Here is a 21815-nt window from a genome sequence, read left to right as displayed (position 1 = left end):
TTATGATTACGGTACGTGAATAATTTCGCGTGGTTTAGAACCATTTGCAGGTCCTACAATTCCGCGCTCTTCCATTTCTTCTACAAGACGTGCGGCTCGGTTATAACCAATGCTCAGTCTGCGCTGAATATAGCTTGCGCTTGCTTTTCCAGCCTGAATTACAATGTCCAGTGCTTTTTCATAAAGAGGATCTTCTGCGCCTTCCCCAAAAAGAGAAAGCTGATCGGCATTTTCATCATCTTCATCGTCAACAAAAATTTCATCGTCAATGTATTCCGGCTCGCCCCATTCTTTTACAGCTTCAACAACATTTTCAACTTCCTGGTCGCTTACAAAAGCTCCTTGAATTCTCACAGGGAAAGGATCTGTTGCGCTGGCATAAAGCATATCGCCTTTTCCAAGAAGTTTTTCAGCTCCAACTTGGTCGATTATTATTCGGCTGTCCATTTTTGCGGCAACCATAAATGCGATTCGGCTTGGAATATTTGCCTTTATAAGACCTGTGATTACATCAACAGATGGACGCTGTGTTGCAAGAACAAGGTGAATTCCAACCGCGCGGCTCATTGCTGCAAGACGAGCTACAACGCCTTCAAGAGCTTTTCCAGTTGTTGCCATCAAGTCCGCAAATTCATCGATTATTACAATCAAGTACGGAAGTTTTTCCGTTGCTATGTGTTGCTCAACTATTTTCCGGTTGTAGTTTGCTATGTCGCGGCATCCCATGCTGTCTAAAACCGCATAACGGCGTTCCATTTCGCAAAGGCAATACTGAAGAGCCTGCATTGCTTTTTTTGGTTCTGTTATGACTGGAGTCAAAAGGTGCGGAATTCCATTGTAAAGTTTCAACTCGACTATTTTGGGGTCAATGAGAATCATCTTTACTTCATGTGGATTCCGTTTGTACAAAATGCTTAGAATCATGCTGTTTACGCAGACTGATTTTCCGGCTCCAGTTGAACCGGCAATCAAAAGATGCGGAGTTTTCACAAGATCCATTATTTGGGTTTCGCCCTGAATGTCTTTTCCGAGCACAACAGGAACTGCCATTTTTTTCCATTCATTTCTTTGCTGCTCAATGCATTCCCTGAACGAAACAATCGCGCGGTTTCTGTTTGGAACTTCAATTCCGACTGCGCGTTTCCCCGGAATTGGAGCTACAATGCGGACTGAACTTGCCGCAAGACGCAATGCGATATTGTCTGAAAGCGCTACGATTCTGCTTAATTTTACTCCTGGAGCAGGAAGAAGCTCAAACATTGTTACAACCGGACCTTTTCTTATTCCTGTAACTTCCGCATCGATTTTAAATTCACTCAAAGTGTCTTTTAGGCTTTTTGCGGCTTGCTCGGTTTCCTCATCGATAATCCAGTATTTGTTTTCGTCATAAGCTGTGAGCAAGTCTGTGGAAATTTTATACGGACCGTTGTTTTTCTTTTTAGGCGGAAGCGGAATTGGCTTTGTGCTTCCGTCTTCGGTTGTTGTAAATGCGATTGGAGCGGAATTTTTTTCTTGAGCCGGATTTTCTTTTTCAACCTGAATGCGCGCGTCGTCTTCCATTTTTGAAAAAACACTTTCAAGATTTGAAGGCGCAGATTTTTTTTCTTCTAAAGAATTTCCCTCGTTGTGTTCAGCCTTGAAATTTTCAGCTGGAACATTTTCTTGGTAATCTTCATTTTCAAAAGAGATTTCCTGTTCTTCTTCTGGTTCTATAAAATTTTCTTCAGAATCGAAATCTTCTATTTCAAAATCGTTTTCAGTTTCTTGACTTTCATTTTCATCTGAATCATCTTCGGTTTCATCTTTTATTTCAAAGTCATCTTCCGAAAGTTCCGTTTCATCACCTTGAGTTTCTATTTCAGAAAATTCTGATTCCTCTGGCTCGTTTTCATCTTTAATGTCAAAATATCCGTTGTCTTGCTCTTCTGAAAAATCTTCCGGCTCTTCAAAATCAATGTCGTAATCAATTTGTCCGGAATTTTTTTCAAGTTCTTCCTGCTCAGATTTTGAAATTTCTTCAGTCAAATCCATTGAATTTTTTTCAAACAAATCGATTATGTCTTCTTCATTTTCTTCTGCGGAATTTTCACTTTCAGGAATTTGAATTTCTTCCTGAACAGTTTCATCGTGTTTTTCTTCCGGCGCGGAAATTTTGCCTTTTACATTTCCTTCCGAATCAATTGACCAGACGCCGCTGATTTTTTTCTGCGGAATTTCAAAATCAAGTTCCTCTTCAGGAATTTTTTCCTCTTCTTTCTTTTCATGCGTTTTTTCTTTTTGCATAGAAATTTTTGGCTTTGGAAAATTCAGCTTGCTTTTGATAATTGTTTTTATTTTTTTTGGATTAATTTTGATTTTTTTTATATCTATGGAAATTTTTTGTTCCATTGCCTTTTCAATGTAAGTTGCGGCAGTTACGGCAAGCAGATATTCAAGCGCAACAAGAAGAAGCGCAATAGCAACCAATGTGAAAATTTTGGCAAATGCAATCGGGCTTGTGTCCTGCGCTGCAATTGTCTGGGAAGTCCGCTCGGCAATTACAAGTGTAAAAAACGGAACAATGCTAATTAAAAGGATAAAAGCTCTTTGAACTGACCATTTCGCGCTTAAACAGAACGAACCTGCCACAAAGAAAAACACAGGGATTAAAATTGAGCAGATTCCATAAACAGAAACAAGCATTTCTCCCATTTTAAAAAGAATATTTTTTCCTGAAGAAAGCCCGAAGTTCAGCGCGCCAAGAAAAAGACCTATAGAAAATAAAGCCGCCACGCAATACAAGGCAATTCCTGTAAGAGTTGCGGCAATCCTTTCTTTTTTTGTCATTGTATTTTTACCTTCTAATTTTGCTTTGATAAGTTCGAGAGCCAGTTTTTAGCGGAAGCAGAATTTAAAACTGATCCTCGTTTTATTATCGGTTTTTTTTTCACGAAGTTAAGCCGTGATGCTTTAAGAAAAATACCAAAGCCGATTTTAAACATTGCAAAAAGATATTAGTAATTGTATACTATAAATACGGTGTCGGAATTATATATTGTAGCTACGCCTATTGGAAATTTGGGCGATATGACTTTTAGGGCTGTTGAAATTTTGAAAAGTGTTGACGTTGTTGCGGCGGAAGATACGCGCCATACGCTTCAATTGTTGAATCATTTTGAAATCCGAAAGCCTTTGGTCAGTTGCCGGGCGCAGAATGAGCAGTTTGCTTCTGAAAAAATTATAAAGCTGCTTGACGAAGGTCAGAAAGTTGCCTATGCAAGCGATGCTGGAACTCCTGGAATAAGTGATCCGGGGGCAGTTCTTGCTGGTTTTGCGCGCAAAGCAGGTCATTCCGTTATTCCGATTCCAGGAGCAAGTGCTTTTGCGGCATTGGCAAGTGTTGCAGGTGCTGGCGGAAAAACCTTGATTTTTGAAGGTTTTCTTTCTCCAAAGCCGGGTAGGAGAAAAAGCCGTGTAAAGGAGCTTTTGGAAACTGGAGATGCCGTTATTTTGTACGAAAGTCCGTTTAGAATTGTAAAACTTCTGGCGGACATTGCCGATATTGAAGGTAGCCGCTGTGTTGTTGTTGGCAGGGAGCTTACAAAGCTTCATGAAGAAATAACAGAAGGAACGGCGCAGGAAGTTTTTGAAGATTACAGTTCCCGTCAGAAGATTCTTGGGGAATTTGCTGTTTTTATTTCAGGAAATAAAAATATCAAGATTTCAGAAGAATCTTCCGATAAGATAAGAGAGGCAAGATATGATGATAAACAAGATTTCAGAGGTTAATGCTCTAAACTCATTGCAGAACACAAAACGTTCAAATAATGTTGCAGGTTCTCAGTATGTGTCTGATGAAATCAGTGTTTCCGATGAAGCCAAAGCCATGGCAGAAGCTATGTTTATGAATAAAGTGGCAGAGGAAACTCCAGATGTTCGTTCAGAGCTGGTGGAGCAGATTAAGCTCAAGATTCAGGATCCAAATTACCTCAATGAAGCTACGATTGCAGCTACTGCGGATCAAATTCTTAGTGCTTACGGTTTGTAATTTCCGTATTTTTTGCAGGGGATAAATTAGGGCGGAATAGTTCCGCTCTTTTTTTTTGCAGGAGTTTTTTTCTAATATGGCAGATTTTATATTCAAAATTTCACCTAATATTGTTCTTGGTTCTTATACTGCGACCCGTCTTGGTCAGTATGCGTTGGAGTACGGCTCTAATTTTTTGGTTTTAATGGATCCGGTTCTAAAGGAATCGGGAACAGCTTCAAAAGTTACGGCGTCTCTTGCAGAAAGAAACGTTGATTATTTTGTTTTTGACGAAATTCCGCTTGGATCTGATTCAGAAACTGCAAAAGTTGTCTTGAAGCTCGCTCAGGATGCAAAAGTACATGGAGTTATTGCGGTTGGAGGCGGAAGAACACTTTCGCTTGCACGCATTGTCTGCGCTCTTTACTACGAAAATTCCAAGAGCATTTACGATTATATTGACGAAAATTTGATTCCGCCTAAAAGAACTCTTCCGCTTATTTGCCTGCCTTCAACAAATAGAGATAGTTTTATTTTTACAGACAGAGCTTTTGTAACTGACGCGCGTTCAACAAAAGTAAAGCTTATAAAAACTCAAAACGGACTTTGCAAGCTTGTTCTTTGGGATCCGAATCTTCAGATGGCTTTGACAGAAAAGCAAATTTCCTGCATGTCAATTGAAGCTTTGGCTTTTGCGGTTGAAGGATATTTAAGCCAGAAATCTACTTTTTTCAGCGATATGATTATAGAAAAATCCGTTCAGCTTTTGAGTTATGCCGAAGATGGCGCACCGAATCTTTCCGTTACAACTCCGCAGGAAGTTCTTTTGGCCCAGGGCGGATGCATGGCTTCTTTGGGGGCTGCCTCAAGTTCTTTTGGCGCCGCAAATCTTCTTTCGCTTGCAATAAATTCTCGATATAAAATTTCCCGCTCGCTGATTTCTGCAATTTTACTTCCGTATATTATTGAAGATGCGGCTTCTTTCAAGGCTGAAAAACTTGCGGTTCTTTCACGTCTTTTGAATGCCTCCCGCCCGGAAGATTCTGTTTCTTCGGCTGTTGCTTCTCTTGCGGATTATGTAAGACAGAAAATTGCTAAGATAAATATTCCGGCACGTTTAAAAGACCTTTCGCTTTCTATAGAACAGCTTTCTGTTGCGGCGGAAGATGCAGGTGAGCTTGATCTTATGAACAGTCTTCAGCGCAGCATGACAACTGACGATTTGTTTGAAATCATAAAGAAGGCTTACTGATGATAAATCCTGGAAAACTTTTTCAGCTTGAACCGGGACAAAAAAGACGTAAGCTGGCTCTTACTTTTGGCGAGCTTGAACGCGATATTGCCGGCATTGCAGAACATGGAACTGAATATAATTTTCCGGGAATGACGCGTGCTGAATATACAAAAACCGTTGCGCGGATTGTGATGGATGACCCAAAACTTCCAGAAAGTGCCGCCGAAGAACTAAAAAAACTTATTGAAGCGGAAGACTTTGATGAGCGAAGGGTTTGCAATTTTGCCCGGAATTCTTTGCTGGCCATAATAGGAACTTTTCCGGCTGAATGGGATTTGGTTATTGCGCCGCATTCTAATGAAAGTTTTTGTGTTCAAAACAGAAAGTTTTTCAAAGGCGTAAGTGTTTATGCAGAAGATATTCGCTCTCCGTTTAACATAGGCTCTATTTTTAGAACTGCGGAAGCTATGGGTTGCGAAAATGTTTTTATTTCCCCGAACTGCACAGATCCAAATCAGTCCCGTGCATTAAGAAGCGGAATGGGCTGCATAGAAACCTTAGGCTACAAAAGATGTTCCTTAGAAGAACTTCCGCAGGACAAGCCGGTTTTTGTTTTGGAAACAGGCGGAACTCCAATAACTGAATTTTCTTTTCCAAAAGAAGGAATTGTAATAATCGGTTCAGAAGAGCTTGGTGTAAGCCCGGAAGCGTTAAAAAGAGCTGATTATGGAAGAGTTTCAATTCCGATGACAGGATTAAAAGCGTCTTTAAATGTTGGCGTTGCTTTTGGAATTCTTATGCAGGCTTGGGTTCAGTTGCTTTCAGACTGAAATTCATTGAAAACAATTCAGATTTACATTAAAATTCGCTCATAGGAAAACAAAAAATGAAAGTTGCAATTGTACATGACTGGCTTGTAAATTATGGCGGTGCTGAAACTTGGGTTGAGTATATGCTTCGTCTTTATCCAGATGCTGATATTTATACTCTTGTGTACAACAAAAAAAAGATGGGCAGTCATTTTGCCAAGAATAAAATTTACACTTCTTATATACAAAAACTTCCTTTTGCTTCGCGGATTTATACAAAGCTTTTAAAGTTCATGCCGAATGCCTTTGAATCCTTTGATTTTTCAGGATATGACTTGGTGCTTTGCTCTTCATCTTGTTGTGCGAAAGGTGTAATTACGCCGCCTTCTGTTCCACATATTGCATATATTCATTCACCAATGCGTTATGCTTGGGATTTGTTTTTTGACTACAGAAAGAGAAGCGGAATACTTACACGATTTTTTATGAACCGCTGGATTCCAGCTTTGCGGCAGTGGGATTTTATTTCAAGCCAGAGAATTGACGCTGTTGTTGCGAATTCAAATTATATTGCCCGGCGTATAAAAAAATTCTGGAATTTGGATGCTAAAGTTGTTTACTGTCCTATAAATACTGAACGATTTTTTTCTGCTGATGTTGAGCCTGAAGATTTTTATGTCGCATTTTCTCGTCTTGTGCCTTACAAGCGCATTGATTTGGCTGTGAGCGCGTGTAAAAAACTTGGACGCAGGCTTGTTGTTATTGGTGCTGGCTCTGAAATGGAGAATCTAAAGAAACTTGCAGGAAACGACAAAAACATTCTTTTTGCAGGAAGAGCAGAAGATTCAGAAGTGCGCTCATATCTTCAGCGTTGCCGAGCTCTTATTTTTTGCGCGGAAGAAGATTTGGGACTTACACCTTTGGAAGTTCAGGCTTGCGGTCGGCCTGTAATTGCATTTGGAAAAGGCGGAGCTTTGGAAACTGTCATTGATGGAAAGACAGGTATTTTTTTTGACAAGCAGGAAACAGACAGCGTTGCATCTTCAATTCTTGAATTTGAGCGGCTTGATTCAAAAGGTGTTTTCAAGAAAGAAAAAATTATCAGCCATGCGTGCCAGTTCAGCATAGAAAAATCGATGGAGCAGTTTCAGAAAATAATCAAGGAAACACAGGAAAAGTTAAAATGACAAACCAGACTTTGGCAGACTTGCTTGTTCTTGCCCTGCTTTTTATAGGAAACGCCAGATTTGTTTTTGTAAATCATTCAAAAAAAGATTCGCTGTCGATTGCGCCTTTTGCGGGGCTTTTTATTGCAATTGTAAACATTTTTGTTTTTACACTTTCTGTTGAAAATTTTCTGATTTTTGTGCTTGCATTTTTGTCTGCTATTTGGAATGTCCGCTCCGTTTTAAGGATGTTTTCTGATGTTATTCTGGATTCGTATGAGTTAAAACTTATTTTGATTTGCTCGCTGAATGCTATTTTTGTCGCACTGATGATTTTTGTAGTTATTTATTTCCGTCCTATGAATCCTAAAAAAAATCGCCTGCCTGTAAAGCAAAACACGGTTTTGTATTCAGGAAGTTTTCAAAAAGGATTTTCTGAGCTAAAAGAGCCCTTTACAGTTCCTTCTATAAAGCTTTATAATTTTGAGCCGGAAATAGAAAGTCCTGCAGGAAGAAAAATTGTTTTGTTTGCGCCGCCAGAAACAGCAAATTCTGAAATTTACAAGTCATTTTTCTGCAAGCTTGCATACAATGGATTTTCTGTCTATTCTTTGGATTTTTACAAGGAAATTAATCTGGCCTCAAAAAAGGGTGCAGATTTAAAATGGATAAAGCGGTTTTCGGCAATATGGCAAAAGATTTTTAATCCTGATAAATATGAGCAGGTTCAAAAAAATTCGGATTTTATAAACGAAAAGTTTTGGATTTTGCTTTCATTGTGCAAGCCTACAGAAAAAGATGTAATTTTCTTGATTACAGATGGAGATTTGTCTGGCTCAATGCAGTATGTAAGCCAAAAGAGTTTTGTAAAAATATTCGGTAGCTTTGATTTGGCTTATATAGATGATTACACTACAAAAGGCTTTGGTCCTGTTGAAAATACAGAGCCAGTTTTGGGTGCAGTTCTTGGGGTACAGCCAGACAGAAGCGGCTATATGTCAAATCATTTGGGTACAGTTCTGACAGATTTTATCAATACTCAGATGATAGGCGGATACTAAGTTTTTCTTCATCGTTTTTTAGGTCTTTCCAGTAGAATCTGTCCCCATCAAAAAGTATATAACTGTGCCAGGAATTTTCCTTTGGTAGAGAAACTGACCCTGTATTTAGGTACAGATAATTTTCGTGCTTAAGAATTTTCGGCACATGGAAATGTCCGCAGATCAAAACGCTTCCGCTTGGCATTTTTAAAGGATTGACCTCATTAAAAATGTGTCCGTGGGTTGCAAAAATAAGTCTGCTTCCAACATCGAGAATCGCATATTCCGCCATAATCGGAAAATTCAAAACCATTTGGTCTACTTCGGAATCGCAGTTTCCTCTTACACAACTGATTTTTTCTGAATATTCATTTAAAAGCGCAGTTACAATTTTCGGGTTGTATTCTTTCGGCAAGTCATTTCTTGGACCATGATAAAGAATGTCGCCTAAAAGCAAAAGTCTGTCCGCTTTTTCTTCATTAAACTTTTCAAGAAGTTTTTTGCAATAAAAAGATGAGCCATGTATATCAGAAGCAATAAGCCATTTCATGCAAAAATAATAGAGAAAATGCGAATTACCTTCAAGTGCATTTTGAATTGTTGTAAAGCTTGGTGTTTTTGTACTATAATTATTTTATGAACCAGAACACAAAAAATAAACTTTTGCCGCTTACACTTTCTTTTGCGGTGATTCTTCTTGATCAGATTACAAAGTGCCTTGTTGTGAAATTTATTCCGCGTCTTACAGTTTTTGCTGATGATGCCGTAATTGAAATTTTTGGAAAATATCTGCGCTTGATTCATGTCCGCAACAATGCAATTGCGTTCAGCATGGGCTCTGGGCTTTCCGATGGACTTAGGGGAATTCTTTTTGCATTGCTTCCGCTTTTTGTGATTATCGCGGTTTACGTGATCTATTTTAGAAACAATGAATTTACAAAGCTTCAGCGGTGGGCTGTCTGCGGAATTCTTGGCGGCGGCATTGGAAATTTAATTGACCGATTTTTCCGTCCGGAAGGAGTTGTTGATTTTGTTGACTGCTATTTCTTTGGACTTTTCGGAATGGAACGTTGGCCGACATTCAATTTTGCAGACGCTGCGGTTGTTGTCTGCGGAATTATTTTTGTAATAACATTTGTGTTTCAAGTAAAATCAGACCGCAAGAACAATAAAAAGGAATAGATTATGAACAAAAAAGTTTTTTATCTTCTATATATATTGATTTCAAGCATTGTAAACATTCTTTTTACTGCGCTGATAATTGGCTCGCTTTTTGGAATTTGCCTTGTCTTCTTGAAATTTGTTTTTCATGCGGCTAGTTTTGAAGCATACGGAAACGCGCTGTTTGGAAGCTTTACAATCGGACTTGTATTAAGCTTTTTTTTGTATTCAAAAATCACGACAAAATTTGTAAAAAAATATTCACTTGATGAAAAATTCGGCGGTTCACCAAAAAAAACAAAAGATTCTTCTGAAAATACAGTTGCCGCAAGAAAAACAGTTCTTCCAGATTCTGTAAAAGAAGAGGAAGAAGATGAAAAATGGCGTAAATAGAATTTTATACTTGTGCTATTCCGCGGAAATCTTCAATTTTCTTGTATCCGTGGGATTGCATAAATTTTTTTAGGCCTTCGATGATTTCTATCATTGTCTTTGGATTTGAAAATGTTGCAGTTCCAACCTGAATTGCACTAGCTCCAGCCATTATAAATTCTACTGCGTCTTGCCATTTTGAAATTCCTCCCAGACCGATTACAGGAATTTGCTGTTCCTTCGGAAGTGAATTTACGGCTTTTACAACGTCATAGACCATGCGGAGCGCAATTGGTTTTACGGCAGGTCCGCAAAGTCCGGCTTTTATATTGTCGAATACAGGACGTCCGCTTTCAATGTCGATTGCAACTGCTTGAATCGTGTTAATCAGGCTTAATGCGTTTGCTCCGGCTTTTATGCAGGCAAGGGCTACAGAAACCAAGTCCGGTGCGTTAGGGGACAGCTTTACAATTAAAGGCTTTGATGTCGCTTTTCTAACTGCGCTGACACAGGTGAACGCGGCTTCTGGATTTATTCCCCAAGCCATTCCGCCTGCCTTTACATTTGGACAGCTTATGTTCAGCTCGATTGCCGGAACTGGAGTTTTGTCCAAAAGCTCTGCGCCTTTTATATAGGAATCTAGGTCGTGTCCTGCAAGGTTCGCAATTGAAACAGTGTCTAGCTTTAGCATTTCTGGAAGCTCGTTTTGAATAAAGTGAGGAACTCCAGGATTTTCAAGACCTATTGAATTTATGTCGCCAGATGAAACTTCGATAACGCGCTCACCGGAATTTCCTCCCTTTGGAGCTAGTGTAAGGCCTTTTGAGCTTATTCCACCTAGCCTGGAAACATCGAAAAATCCGCGGTAGTTTTGCCCAAAGCCGAATGTTCCGCTTGCCGCGATTACAGGGTTTTTAAATTTTATTCCTGCAATTTCAACACTTAAATCTGGCTCTATGCCTAGTGGCAATGGATTTCTTTTTGCAAATTCCGGCTTTTCAAATTCTAGAATTTCAGCGTTAAAAACAGGACCGTCCTTGCATACTCTGCGGTTTCCTTCTTTTGTGCGTACTGTGCATCCAAGGCAAGCTCCGGCTCCGCAAAGCATCTTTTTTTCTATGCTTAAAAAGCATTTTACATCTGCTTCTTTTGCGATTTTTTGTATATAGGCTAGCATTGGCGTGGGACCGCAGGCGTATATTGCGCTGTACCCTTCTTTTTTTATGATGTCAGATGTAAGCGCAGCTGTTACCATTCCATGTATTCCAACAGAGCCATCGTCAGTTGTTATTATGAGTTTTTCTGGTTCTACTTTTTCTAGACCATAAGATCCGCTTTTAAAGCTTGCGTAGAAGTCATAGCTTTTTGGCGGAAGTGATGAAGCAAAATTTGCAACTGGGGCAACTCCAATTCCGCCGCCGCAAATACAAAGTTTTCCTTCTGTTTTTTTAAAACTGTTACCTAAGGGGCCAGATAGTTCTACTAAGTCATTTTTTAAAAGGTGGCAAAGCTCAGCTGTACCTTCACCTTTTTGCAGGATTAAAAACTGTACCCTTAAAATGGTATCAGATTTCCGGTCGGCATGATAAACACTTATTGGACGTCCAAACTGAACATTGCTTCTTGTGCTTTTTACAAGATAAAACTGACCTGGCAAAGGTGAAACTTGGGTTTTCCGTTCTAGTTCAAGTTCTGTTTCTAAAAGAAATACATTGCTGTGAATTTCCTTGCATTCTGTAACTTTTGCATTTCCTGAAAAAAGAATCCCATTTCCGTCTTTGTCAATTTCTGGCTTATCCATAAAAAGTTCCTTATTTTATTAATGACCGTTAGTTTTTATATTTGTTAATATTACCGGATGTTAGTTAATTCATTCTTTGAAGCTATGGCGGCTTTTGCGGCGGCTTCTACTATGTCATCAAATGAAAGAAGTTTTCCGTCTTGCTGTTTTTTTATGCAGTCTGAATCTTTTTTCCAAGCGCATAGAATTCCGCGGGAAGAATTTACTGTTCCACCTGCATTTTTTAACAGGGCTGTGCAAATGCTTGCGGCTCCACCTTGTGCGCCGTATCCTGGAATCAAAAAGAAAATATCTTTATAGGTTTGTCTAAGATAATTTGCGTCGCTTTCTTCTGTGCAGCCTACAACTGCTCCAATGGGGCTGCAGGTTTGCTCCGGGAAAGTTTCCTTCATCTGATTGCTGAGACGCTCCAGTTCTTTTCCGACTTCATCGAGCACACGGCCACCCGTTTTCAATTCTTTCTGTTCAATGTCTGTCATTCCCGGATTGCTTGTTCTAAGCAGAACGAAAACTCCTTTTCCTTTGGAAGCGCAGAATTCTGTAAAAGGCTTTAATGTGTCGAATCCCATGTAAGGATTTATTGTGATTATATCTGATTCAAAATCACCTGAAAAATGAGCTTTTGCATACGCGCTTGCTGTGGCTGCAATGTCTCCTCTTTTTATATCGGAAATGCAGATTAGCCCGGAATCTTTTACAGCTTTTAAAGTTTGCGCATAAACTTTAAGTCCTTCAATTCCCATTGCCTCATAGTAAGCAATCTGGACTTTAAAGCAGCAGGCACTTTTGTCCTCTGTGATTTTTTTTATTAAAAGCTTATTGTATTCAAGAACAGCTTGTGCTGGAGAAAACTTTTCAACTAAATTCTGCGGAATATAAGACGGATCTGTGTCTAGCCCAACGCAAAGAGGTCCGTTTTTTGCGGCTAGCTCTTGTAAAATTTGCATATTGTGTTTCATACGCTGATTATACCATGAGCTAGTTTTAAAAGTCTATTGCTGTGTAAAGCTGAAAAGAGATGGGGGCTAATAAGTTCTAAATGTCATTGTCGTACTTGATACTGCGATGTTTGCATAACAATCTCTAAATGATTGCAATATATGCATTTAGATTTTCGGGTCAAGCCCGAAAATGACAAAAAAGATACTTATGGGACATCCCCATGACAGAGGATATGTGTTTTTAGTTTCTGAAGCTGTGAATTGGTGCTGGGATTCTTCCGCCGCGGTTTATAAAGTCTGCGCAGCCGAATTTGTTTACATCGATTACTGGACAGCCTCCCAAAAGTCCTCCGAATTCAACCCATTCACCTGCTTTTTTTCCTGGAGCCGGAATAAGGCGCACGGCTGTTGTCTTGTTATTTACCATTCCAATAGCCATTTCGTCTGCCATGATTCCGCTGATTGTTGTTGCAGGCGTGTCGCCCGGAATTGCAATCATGTCAAGTCCTACAGAACAGACGCAAGTCATAGCTTCGAGTTTTTCAAGAGTAATGGAATGCTGTTTTACGGCGTTAATCATGCCTTCGTCTTCACTTACAGGAATAAATGCGCCGCTTAATCCGCCTACGTTTGTTGAAGCCATTACGCCGCCTTTTTTTACCATGTCGGTAAGCATTGCAAGGGCTGCTGTTGTTCCCGGTGCTCCTGCTCCTTCAAGTCCGATTTCTTCAAGAATGCGGGCAACACTGTCTCCGACTTCCGGTGTAGGAGCAAGTGAAAGGTCTAGGATTCCGAAGTTTACACCAAGACGTTTTGCGGCTTCTGTTCCGACCATTTGTCCCATGCGTGTAATCTTGAATGCCATTTTTTTGATTCCGTCTGCAAGCTCATTGATCGGGCGGCCTTTGTATTCACGGGCGGCGGCAAGAATAACTCCAGGTCCTGAAACTCCAACGTTGATTACCGCGTCTCCTTCTCCCGGTCCGTGGAAAGCTCCCGCCATAAACGGATTGTCTTCCGGCGCATTTGTAAAGACTACAAGCTTTGCGCAGCCGTTGATTTCGCAGTTACGGGAAACTTCAGCGGTTTTCTTTATTGTTTCTCCCATGAGCTTTACAGCATCCATGTTGATTCCGTTTTTTGTTGTTCCCACGTTTACGCTTGAGCAGACAAAATTTGTTGTGGCAAGGGCTTCTGGAATTGAATCAATTAAAATTCTGTCTGCCGGTGTGATTCCTTTTTGAACAAGCGCGCTGAATCCGCCAATGAAATTTACGCCGAGTTCCTTTGCGCATTTGTCGAGCGTGCGGCAATATTCAACGTAGGATTTTTCTCCGCTTGCTCCTGCGACCAAGGCGATTGGAGTTACAGAAATTCTTTTGTTGATGATTGGAACTCCGAATTCTTTTTCTATGTCCTGGCCTACACGCACAAGGTTTCCAGCGTAGCGCATTATTTTGTCATAGATTTTTTGATTTGCTTTTTTTGCATCTGAATCCGCGCAGTCTAAAAGTGATATTCCCATTGTTATGCATCGCACATCGAGTTTTTGACGCATGAACATATTTACTGTTTCTTCGATTTCTACAGGTGAAAAAATCATAAATTCCTCAAAGTTCTAAGTTGAAGTTCATTTTACTTTATTGCGTGGATTGTTGCAATTGATAGGGTAAAATGCAGAGTTTTGTTTTTAATGGGGGAGATTGTCTGTGTATGGGAATGACAAAGGGGCTGTGCATGAAATGACACAGGGTAGGGGCACGGAATAGCAAAAAAATTTATCTGAAAAAAAATGCATAAAAATTCCGCAAAGCACTTGACAAATCCCGGGGGGGGGGTACAATAGGCGTTGCTGAATTTTTTTCAGCGGAATCTATTTATTTTAAGGAGTGAACTTATGAGAAAGTTTGCTAAAATTTCAGCTGTATTGGCAGCTATGGTCCTTGCGGTTGCATTTGCGGGCTGCAAGTCTGATGACGACGACGACGATGACGATCCAAGCGTTGTAACAACTTGGTCTTCATATGAAAGTTCTAATCGATATGATTTTTATTTCTATGATGATAACACATTTAAATCAACACATTCTGTTAGTGGCATAACTTATGAACATTTATCAGGAACATACACTGGCGACACTACCAAAGATGGAAAAATAAAAGCAAAATGCCCAGGATTTGAGTTCGATTTTACAATTAAATCGTATCCATATTATGATTATAACCATGATTATAACCATGATTATTATGACTATAAAATGACTGCTCCTAATTCTGTATGCCCTTTTGAATTAACTAGGCAAGGTTTTTATTCACAGAATAATTTTTAGGCTGTCAGTTTCTTGAAATGCCAAAGCCAACAGCACCGTATAGAAAGTAGTTTTTTAATATATTCAAGTTAAAAAGAATGGGGCTGTCCTAGAAGTTATTAGCAGACTTCAAAAAGGGCGGCCTTTTTTATGTTAAATGAATTTTGTAGGATTGTAAATTTAAAATAATTAGGGCTGCCCGTTTCTTTTTGGACAGCCCCTTTTGCTTTTTATAGAAGATTTCCCGTGTCTGGGCATGGGAATGACAGTTAAGATTTTGCCTATTTGTCATTACCTTGCTAGAGCGGATAATCTTGCATTTTATTTTTTAATTTCTTCAAGCGCAGTGTCGGCGGCGATTTTTCCGTAGATGCAAATATCTGCCACTGCGTTTCCTCCAAGACGGTTTGCGCCGTGGATTCCGCCTGTAACTTCACCAGCCGCATAAAGTCCTGGAACTGGATTTTTGTCTGTATCCAAAACTTGTGCCTTTGTGTTTATTGTGATTCCGCCCATTGTATGATGAACTGCAGGACCTACTTCAACAGCGTAGAACGGAGCTTTTGTAAGAGGCCGCGGCATTTCGGAAGGCTTTCTGCCAAGCGGATCGTTTCCTGATTTTTGAATCTGCGCATAATATGCCATTGTCTTTTCAAATTCATCCGCTGGAATTCCAAGTTTTTCTGCAAGCTCTTTTGTGGTTTCACCTTGGGTAATAAGTCCGTTCTTTATATAAGTTTCAATTGCCTTTAAAGATTCGCGAACATCCTGGTCAAATACAAGGAATGCTGTTTTTCCTTTTTGCGCAAGAATCGCCTTTGACATTACATCGCGTGTCGCCATTTCTGTGCAGAATCTTTTTCCATCGCGGTTTACAAGAATTGCTCCGTTTCCGCGGACAGCTTCTGTAATCATTGTGCCGTTTCCTGGAACAACTGTAGGGTGAGTTTGTATTTCTTCCATTTGAGTAAGGCCGGCATTGAATTTTTTTATCCAGCTGAATGCGTCTCCAGTTGCGCCTTTGTGGTTTGTGGTTCCAAAGCCTTCTAATTCAGGTTTGTAGGAAACGACCATCTGCGGATTTGCGCCGAATCCTCCGGTTGCAATTATTACGGCTTTTGCGTTGATTGTGTATTCGCTGCTTCCTGCACAAACTTTTACGCCGGCCGCTCTTCCGTCTTTTTCGATTATGTCAAGAACTTTGTTTGAATAGCGGATTTCTGCTCCGGAATTTAATGCGGCTTTTTCAAGTGCTGGAATCAGATTTGAGCCAACTGCAGCTCCTCCTTGCGGTCGGTGAGTGCGTTTGTTTGTTGAGCCTGCCATTTTTCCAACATCAGTCAAGTCTGCGCCAATTGAGATGAGCCAGTCTACAGTTTCAGCGGATTTTTCAGTCATGTTGCGCACAAGCTCTGGATTGTTTTTGTAGTGTCCGCCTTTCATTGTGTCTTCAAAAAACTGCTCGTTTGTGTCTTGAATTCCAAGTTTCTTTTGAATTGAAGTTTCGCTTGCATTGAGTCCGCCTGTCGCAGAAATTGTGTTTCCGCCTGCGTTTCCCATTTTTTCAAGGACAATTACTTTTGCGCCTTTGCTTGCAGCTTCTGTTGCCGCAGAAAGTCCGGCTCCGCCAGCTCCGATTATAACAATGTCGCAGGAAGTGTCTTTGTATTCTGTTTGCTCTGATTTTTTTCCGCGGGCTGAATTTATTGCGTTTTCCAAAGCCGCTAAAGTTGCCTTGGAAGTTATTGTTGCGCCTGAAACTGTATCAATTCCGGCTGCTTTTCCTGTTGAAGTGAATTTTTCAAGAATTGATTTTATTGCAGGCTTTGCAAAATCAGTTTCTTCTTCTTTTAGGATTTCTGTTGAAGTGATTTTTCCGTCTTTTACAGAAAATGCGATTTCAATTGCGCCGTTTCTTCCGTCTGCTCTGCCAGAAAATGTTCCGTCCGGCAGAGCTTTTGGCTTTGAACAGGCTGCCATTACAGCTATTGAAATTCCTGATGCAACTATAAAAACTGCCGCTGCCAGTGAATTCCGTAGATTCTTGTGTTTCATATATTCCTCCGAAAAATTTTTTGCCGATTAAAATATACATTAAAAACACAAGTTAGCATAGGTTAATATTAAAATTCTTCGTCTTCAAGCTGGATGCAGTTTGGATTGTTGCGGCACCAGTTTTCCGAATATGAAGCTTTTTTGCAGAATATTTTTACAGAAGTTCCGAACGCGCTATTTTCAATAAAATCTACTGACTCTGGAATTATAACTTTTGTGTCGCTTCCGCAGTTTACAAACGATTCTTCTCCGATGCTTATAACGCCTTCCCTGATTCTTACAGATTCCATGTCTGTTCCAAAGAATGCTCTTCTTCCGATTCCTTTTATTCCTTCAGGAGTCGCTACATTTTTTTTGCTTCCGCTGTAAAATAAAAGCATGCTGTTGAATGTGTTGAACATCATTCCGTCTTCGTATTTGTAGTTTTTGTTAATTGGAAGATATTTTTCGCTGTTCGGAAATGCTGATTTTGCGCATGAAATCAAGTTGTCTGGAAGAACAAGATTTTTTATTCCGGTACAGTTTGCGAATGCTTTTTCATTTATGGAAGTAATGTTTTCATGCAGAACAATTGACTGAAGCCCGGTGCAGTCTTCAAAAGTTCCTTCTTCAATTGTAGTTATGTTTGACGGAATATCCACGGACTCAAGGGATGCGCAGTTGTAAAATGCACGTTTTCCGATTGCCATTAAATTTTGAGTAAGCTCAACCGACTTTAAATTCACACAGTCAGCAAAAGCGTTTTCCCCGATTACAAGGACGCTTTCTGGAATTTTTATAGAAGAAACCATGCGGTGGTTGTGAAAAGTTGTTCCTGTTATTTCTGTTGTTCCCTCTGGAATTTCAACATCGATTAAAGGCAAATCCATTTTTAGCTCCGATAAAAATTAGTTGTACTAATATTATCATTCTTAGCTTTTGATGTCTAATGTTTTTTAAGTTTTGTGCGCAACGTTTGAACTTTATTCAGATTATTTATATAGTAGAGATATGAAAGAAACTTTGCATTTTGTAAAAGCCAGCACAAGGTATAAGAGAGAGCATAAAAGCGACTATGGAAAGGAACGCATAGAAATTCTATATGAGGACAAGGATATTGTTGTTATAAACAAAGCTTCAGGGCTTCTTTCTGTTCCTTATCCGGGAAGCAAGTCCCGTACTGCGATTGAGCTTCTGGAAAAAATCATGCGTAAAAAAGGAACTTTTTCTGAAAGCCGCCGGCCTTTTGTTGTACATCGTTTGGACAGAGATACAAGCGGAGTTATGATGTTTGCCTTGAATGAAAGGGTACAGAAAAAAATAATGTCTAGCTGGAAAACTATGGTTACAGATAGGCTTTATCGGGCTGTTGCTGAAAATCCCCGAAGAAATCATCCTGAACTGACGGATTCTGGTCTCATTGATGAGCCGCTTGCAAAAAATGCGTGCCACCAAGGATATGTTCCCAAAAAACTTGGTGATAATGCTGAAACTTGCGAGGCACGCACAAATTTCCGTGTTGTGCTGCGTGGCAGAACTCATACTCTTTTTGAGCTTTCTTTGGATACTGGAAAGAAGAATCAGATAAGGGCGCATTTGGCTTCAAGGCATTATCCGCTTGCCGGAGACGAAAATTATAGGGCCAGAACTGACCCCTTTCATAGGCTTGCGCTTCATGCAAGAACGCTGGCATTTATTCATCCTGTTACAGGAGAAAAAATGAGCTTTGAAATTCCAGAGCCAGAAGAATGGGAGTTGTATGTTAAAAAAGGCGATTTGCATCCTCAAACTCCAGTTTGGGCTAACGAACGTAAGGAGCGGATTCAGTATAATGCGCAGATTGAAAACATAAAAACTCCCGACCATTCGTTACGCCGACAGGCTAGAAAAATGGACTTTATTGCGCGTGGAAAATCAGGAATAAAATAAAACTAACGATAGTTTTTGTTATGCTGATTTATTAGAAAAAACTATAGCTGGCTATAAAGAAAATCTTCTTGTAGCACAACTTGAATTTCACTATTATTTTATTATGCAGATTAAACTTAACAATTTGAAAAAAACATATTCAGGTCCAAATGGAAAGATTGCCGCTGTAAACGGAATTTCATTGGATATTCCAGAAAATACAATTTTTGGAATAATCGGAAAAAGCGGAGCTGGAAAAAGTAGTCTTGTGCGTTTGATTAGCCTTCTTGAAAAGCCGGACGAAGGTGAAATTTTTTATGACAATGACAGAGTTGACAATCTTGGTAAACGTGAGCTTATTTTGCGCCGCAGAAAGATTGGCATGATTTTTCAAAACTTTAATCTGTTCAGCTCAAGAACCGCTGAAAAAAATATTGCTTATCCTCTTGAAATTTGCGGAACTCCAAAAGAAGTTATAAAGCCGCGTGTTCAGGAAATGCTTAAGCTTGTTGGACTTGAAGACAGAGCCGCTTCCCCGATAAGCACACTTTCCGGCGGACAAAAACAGAGAATTGCAATTGCCCGCGCGCTTGCAACTCAGCCTGACATTCTTTTTTGTGATGAAGCAACGAGCGCGCTTGATCCGCAGACAACAACTTCAATTTTGAATTTAATCCGCGACATTCAGAAAAAAATGAATTTGACAGTTGTAATGATTACTCATCAGATGGAAGTTGTGCGCGATGCCTGTGAGCAGGTTGCCGTTGTTGATTCTGGAAAAATTGTGGAGCAGGGAAGCGTAAAGGAAATTTTCAGCTGTCCTAAATCAGAAGTTACAAAAGAATTTATGAGAGGAATTGTTTCAAATTCCAAAGATGAAATTGTACGCTGGTCTGATGAAGGCGGGCAGTTTGAGCTTCATTTTGTTGGAGAAAAAACCGGAGAGCCTGTTCTAAGCCGCATGGCAAAGCAGTTCGATGTGGAATTCAATATCAGGGCAGGCGGAATTCAGCGTATAAAAAATGAAGACATTGGAGCCATGTTTGTTGATTTTTCCGGCAAAAAAACTGAAATAGGAAAGGCTCTGAAATTTTTAAGGGAGCAGGGCATTATTGTTGAAGACGTTTCTGGAGGAAAAAAATGAGTCAGATTTTTGTTTTAGTTGGCCAGTCATCTTTGCAGACTTTGGAAATGGTTTTCTTTTCAACATTGTTTTCTCTTGTGCTTGGTTTTCCTGTGGGTGTTTTGCTTTACATTACAAATCCGACTGGAATTTCTCCGCGTCCGATTTTGAATCAGGTTTTAAGCCGGATTGTAAATGTCTTGCGTTCTTTTCCGTTTATCATTTTGATGATTGTGCTTTTTCCGCTTTCACGCCTTATGTTGGGGACAAGCATTGGAACAGAAGCTACGATTATTCCGCTTAGCATTGCCGCTGCTCCTTTTGTTGCCCGTGTAATTGAAACTGCTTTAAGTGAAGTTGATTCTGGAATGATTCAGGCTGCAAGAGCTATGGGCTCAACAAACTGGCAGATTATTTACAAAGTTGTTATTCCAGAAGCTTTTCCGTCTGTGATTTCAGGAATAACGCTTACAATTATAAACTTGATTGGATATTCTGCAATGGCTGGAACAATTGGCGGCGGCGGACTTGGAGACTTGGCGATTCGATACGGTTATCAAAGATTCCGTACTGATGTAATGGTTGCCGCGGTTGTTGTTATTCTTGTGCTTGTTGAGCTGATTCAATTTGTTGGAACTGTTCTTGTAAATAAGATGCTTAGCAAACGCTAGACTGTTTTTCCGCCCCAGCGAACTGAATTATGCTTTTCATAGGTGATTGCTTTGTCAAAGTCAGCTTTTGGATTGCAGTTTTTTTCTATCTGAAGGGCGGCTGCATGAAGCCTGTTTATGCATTGGCTTTTGTCATTGTAGCCGAGTTTTGATTTTTCTATTGCGTCTCCTAGAACCCTTATGCTTTCATCGTAAATTCTAAGCGGAACAGGAAATGGATGTCCGTCTTTTCCGCCGTGGGCAAAACTGAATCTTGCCGGGTCTTTGAATCTGCTTGGAGTTCCGTTTATAACTTCGCTGATTAAAGTTAAAGACTGCAATGTTCTAGGACCAAGTCCAGGTGTTAAAAGAAGGTTTTCAAAATTTTCGGCAGGACTTTCATAGGCGGTTGCAAGAACTGCACCAAGCCGTTTTAAGTCCACATCTTTTTCTGTAACATTGTGATGAGAGGGAAGTGTTATGTTTCTTTCATTTTGAATTTGGATTTCAGTTTCGTCTTCAAAAAGTTCATGCTGAATTTTTTGCGGCAGTCCGAATTTCTGCACTGATTTTATTTCGGCGATTATTTTTTCAGGTTTTTCCTTTGAAAGTTCCAGAATTGAATTTCTTGTGCTTGATGCGGAAGAATCCGTGAGATTTAAAATCAGTCCTTTGTTTTCTCCTGTAATTCCTGAATGCGGCTCTTCAACAAATGAATTTAAATTTTGCGAGCACCAATGGTAGCGGCGCGCTGTTTTGGTCTGGGTATTCATACCTTGCTGAACGATTGCCCAGTCGCCTTGGTCGCTTAAAATAAAATTGTGCTGATAAAGTTGAAATCCGTCTTGAACTGCGGCTCCGTCTACTTTTGCTGAAAGCCTGCTTGCGTTTACAAGGGAAGTTCCGTCTAAGCCAGTCGCTTCGCTTAAATATAAAAGTTCCTGTGGTGTTCTGCGTGAATATTTTCCTCTTCCGCCGCAAACGCAAAGTCCGAAGTCTCTTGCACGCGGATTTATTCCACGCTTTAAGGCGTACATTACGCTTGTGGTTATTCCAGAAGAATGCCAGTCCATTCCCAGAACTGCTCCGAACGACTGAAACCACAAAGGGTCGCTTAGTCTGCGCAAAACTTCTTTTTTTCCATATTGAATTAAAAGTGATTCTACAATTAAAGTTCCAAGGTCTCGCATTCTGTCTGCAAGCCATTTTGGAACTGTTCCAACATGAAGCGTCAAGTCTGCGTGCCCTGTACGCTTTATCAT

At 40.0% G+C, this 21815-nt stretch carries 20 protein-coding genes; 12 read left to right on the top strand and 8 right to left on the bottom strand.

Features of this window, described 5'->3' with window-relative positions; translation table 11 throughout:
- Positions 1–6 precede the first annotated feature (6 nt).
- Positions 7–2826 carry a DNA translocase FtsK gene (locus TRESU_RS12890; RefSeq protein ID WP_013702636.1) on the bottom strand — a complete coding sequence of 940 codons (2820 nt, stop codon included), beginning with the start codon at positions 2824–2826 and terminating at the stop codon, positions 7–9.
- A 192-nt stretch (positions 2827–3018) separates the two neighbouring features.
- On the opposite strand from TRESU_RS12890, the gene rsmI reads away from it, so the two are divergent.
- The 6 genes from rsmI to TRESU_RS12860 all read left to right on the top strand — a co-directional run bounded on the left by rsmI (position 3019) and on the right by TRESU_RS12860 (position 8276).
- Positions 3019–3768 (top strand): 16S rRNA (cytidine(1402)-2'-O)-methyltransferase, encoded by a 750-nt coding sequence (rsmI, locus tag TRESU_RS12885; RefSeq protein WP_013702635.1) that lies wholly within the window; start codon positions 3019–3021, stop codon positions 3766–3768.
- The gene (locus tag TRESU_RS12880) at positions 3740–4027 is read left to right on the top strand and encodes a flagellar biosynthesis anti-sigma factor FlgM (RefSeq protein WP_013702634.1); all 288 of its coding nucleotides are present in this window, start codon (positions 3740–3742) and stop codon (positions 4025–4027) included. Before rsmI ends, TRESU_RS12880 begins: the two co-directional genes overlap by 29 nt.
- Positions 4028–4103: 76 nt before the next feature.
- A complete protein-coding gene (locus TRESU_RS12875; RefSeq protein ID WP_013702633.1) occupies positions 4104–5258 on the top strand; it encodes an iron-containing alcohol dehydrogenase in 1155 nt (384 codons plus the stop codon).
- Positions 5258–6070: a TrmH family RNA methyltransferase gene (locus TRESU_RS12870; protein WP_013702632.1), complete on the top strand. Its 813-nt coding sequence runs from the start codon at positions 5258–5260 to the stop codon at positions 6068–6070. Before TRESU_RS12875 ends, TRESU_RS12870 begins: the two co-directional genes overlap by 1 nt.
- A gap of 56 nt (positions 6071–6126) precedes the next feature.
- Positions 6127–7236 (top strand): glycosyltransferase, encoded by a 1110-nt coding sequence (locus tag TRESU_RS12865; protein WP_013702631.1) that lies wholly within the window; start codon positions 6127–6129, stop codon positions 7234–7236.
- Positions 7161–8276 (top strand): hypothetical protein, encoded by a 1116-nt coding sequence (locus tag TRESU_RS12860; protein WP_148228295.1) that lies wholly within the window; start codon positions 7161–7163, stop codon positions 8274–8276. Before TRESU_RS12865 ends, TRESU_RS12860 begins: the two co-directional genes overlap by 76 nt.
- Here the strand turns inward: TRESU_RS12860 and yfcE are convergent.
- Complete coding sequence (yfcE, locus tag TRESU_RS12855; RefSeq protein WP_013702629.1) at positions 8248–8805, bottom strand: phosphodiesterase; 558 nt, start codon at positions 8803–8805, stop codon at positions 8248–8250. The two genes, TRESU_RS12860 and yfcE, sit on opposite strands and share 29 nt — an antisense overlap.
- 86 nt (positions 8806–8891) lie before the next feature.
- Here yfcE and lspA point away from each other — a divergent pair, with 86 nt between their 5' ends.
- Together lspA and TRESU_RS12845 are read left to right on the top strand one after the other, a co-directional pair.
- Complete coding sequence (gene lspA / locus TRESU_RS12850) at positions 8892–9437, top strand: signal peptidase II (protein WP_013702628.1); 546 nt, start codon at positions 8892–8894, stop codon at positions 9435–9437.
- A gap of 3 nt (positions 9438–9440) precedes the next feature.
- Entirely contained in the window at positions 9441–9809 is a 369-nt protein-coding gene (locus tag TRESU_RS12845) for a hypothetical protein (RefSeq protein ID WP_013702627.1), read from the top strand.
- Positions 9810–9813: 4 nt separating this feature from the next.
- Here the strand turns inward: TRESU_RS12845 and TRESU_RS14445 are convergent, their stop codons facing one another.
- The 3 genes from TRESU_RS14445 to TRESU_RS12830 form a co-directional block, all read right to left on the bottom strand.
- Positions 9814–11589, bottom strand: a complete 1776-nt coding sequence (locus TRESU_RS14445; protein ID WP_013702626.1) for a dihydroorotate dehydrogenase — start codon at positions 11587–11589, stop codon at positions 9814–9816.
- Between the two features lie 50 nt (positions 11590–11639).
- Complete coding sequence (gene pyrF / locus TRESU_RS12835) at positions 11640–12548, bottom strand: orotidine-5'-phosphate decarboxylase (protein WP_052299614.1); 909 nt, start codon at positions 12546–12548, stop codon at positions 11640–11642.
- Positions 12549–12771: 223 nt separating this feature from the next.
- Positions 12772–14133: a PFL family protein gene (locus tag TRESU_RS12830; protein ID WP_013702624.1), complete on the bottom strand. Its 1362-nt coding sequence runs from the start codon at positions 14131–14133 to the stop codon at positions 12772–12774.
- Between the two features lie 324 nt (positions 14134–14457).
- Here TRESU_RS12830 and TRESU_RS12825 point away from each other — a divergent pair, with 324 nt between their 5' ends.
- Complete coding sequence (locus TRESU_RS12825) at positions 14458–14859, top strand: hypothetical protein (protein WP_148228294.1); 402 nt, start codon at positions 14458–14460, stop codon at positions 14857–14859.
- A 300-nt stretch (positions 14860–15159) separates the two neighbouring features.
- Here TRESU_RS12825 and TRESU_RS12820 read toward each other — a convergent pair whose 3' ends face one another.
- Entirely contained in the window at positions 15160–16893 is a 1734-nt protein-coding gene (locus tag TRESU_RS12820) for a flavocytochrome c (RefSeq protein ID WP_013702622.1), read from the bottom strand.
- 68 nt (positions 16894–16961) lie between these two features.
- Positions 16962–17762 (bottom strand): leucine-rich repeat domain-containing protein, encoded by an 801-nt coding sequence (locus TRESU_RS12815; protein WP_013702621.1) that lies wholly within the window; start codon positions 17760–17762, stop codon positions 16962–16964.
- 121 nt (positions 17763–17883) lie between these two features.
- Between TRESU_RS12815 and TRESU_RS12810 the strand changes: the two genes are divergently transcribed.
- The 3 genes from TRESU_RS12810 (at position 17884) to TRESU_RS12800 (ending at position 20574) form a co-directional block, all read left to right on the top strand.
- The gene (locus TRESU_RS12810; protein WP_013702620.1) at positions 17884–18801 is read left to right on the top strand and encodes an RluA family pseudouridine synthase; all 918 of its coding nucleotides are present in this window, start codon (positions 17884–17886) and stop codon (positions 18799–18801) included.
- Positions 18802–18904: 103 nt separating this feature from the next.
- Positions 18905–19924: a methionine ABC transporter ATP-binding protein gene (locus tag TRESU_RS12805; protein ID WP_013702619.1), complete on the top strand. Its 1020-nt coding sequence runs from the start codon at positions 18905–18907 to the stop codon at positions 19922–19924.
- Entirely contained in the window at positions 19921–20574 is a 654-nt protein-coding gene (locus TRESU_RS12800; protein ID WP_013702618.1) for a methionine ABC transporter permease, read from the top strand. The genes TRESU_RS12805 and TRESU_RS12800 overlap by 4 nt, the downstream gene beginning before the upstream one ends.
- Here TRESU_RS12800 and TRESU_RS12795 read toward each other — a convergent pair.
- Positions 20571–21815: a DUF763 domain-containing protein gene (locus TRESU_RS12795; protein ID WP_013702617.1), complete on the bottom strand. Its 1245-nt coding sequence runs from the start codon at positions 21813–21815 to the stop codon at positions 20571–20573. The genes TRESU_RS12800 and TRESU_RS12795 overlap by 4 nt on opposite strands.

The organism is Treponema succinifaciens DSM 2489, from assembly GCF_000195275.1.
Lineage (GTDB): Bacteria > Spirochaetota > Spirochaetia > Treponematales > Treponemataceae > Treponema_D > Treponema_D succinifaciens.
Note: the sequence above shows the minus strand (reverse complement) of the source record. Positions and strands in the feature narration are given on the sequence as shown.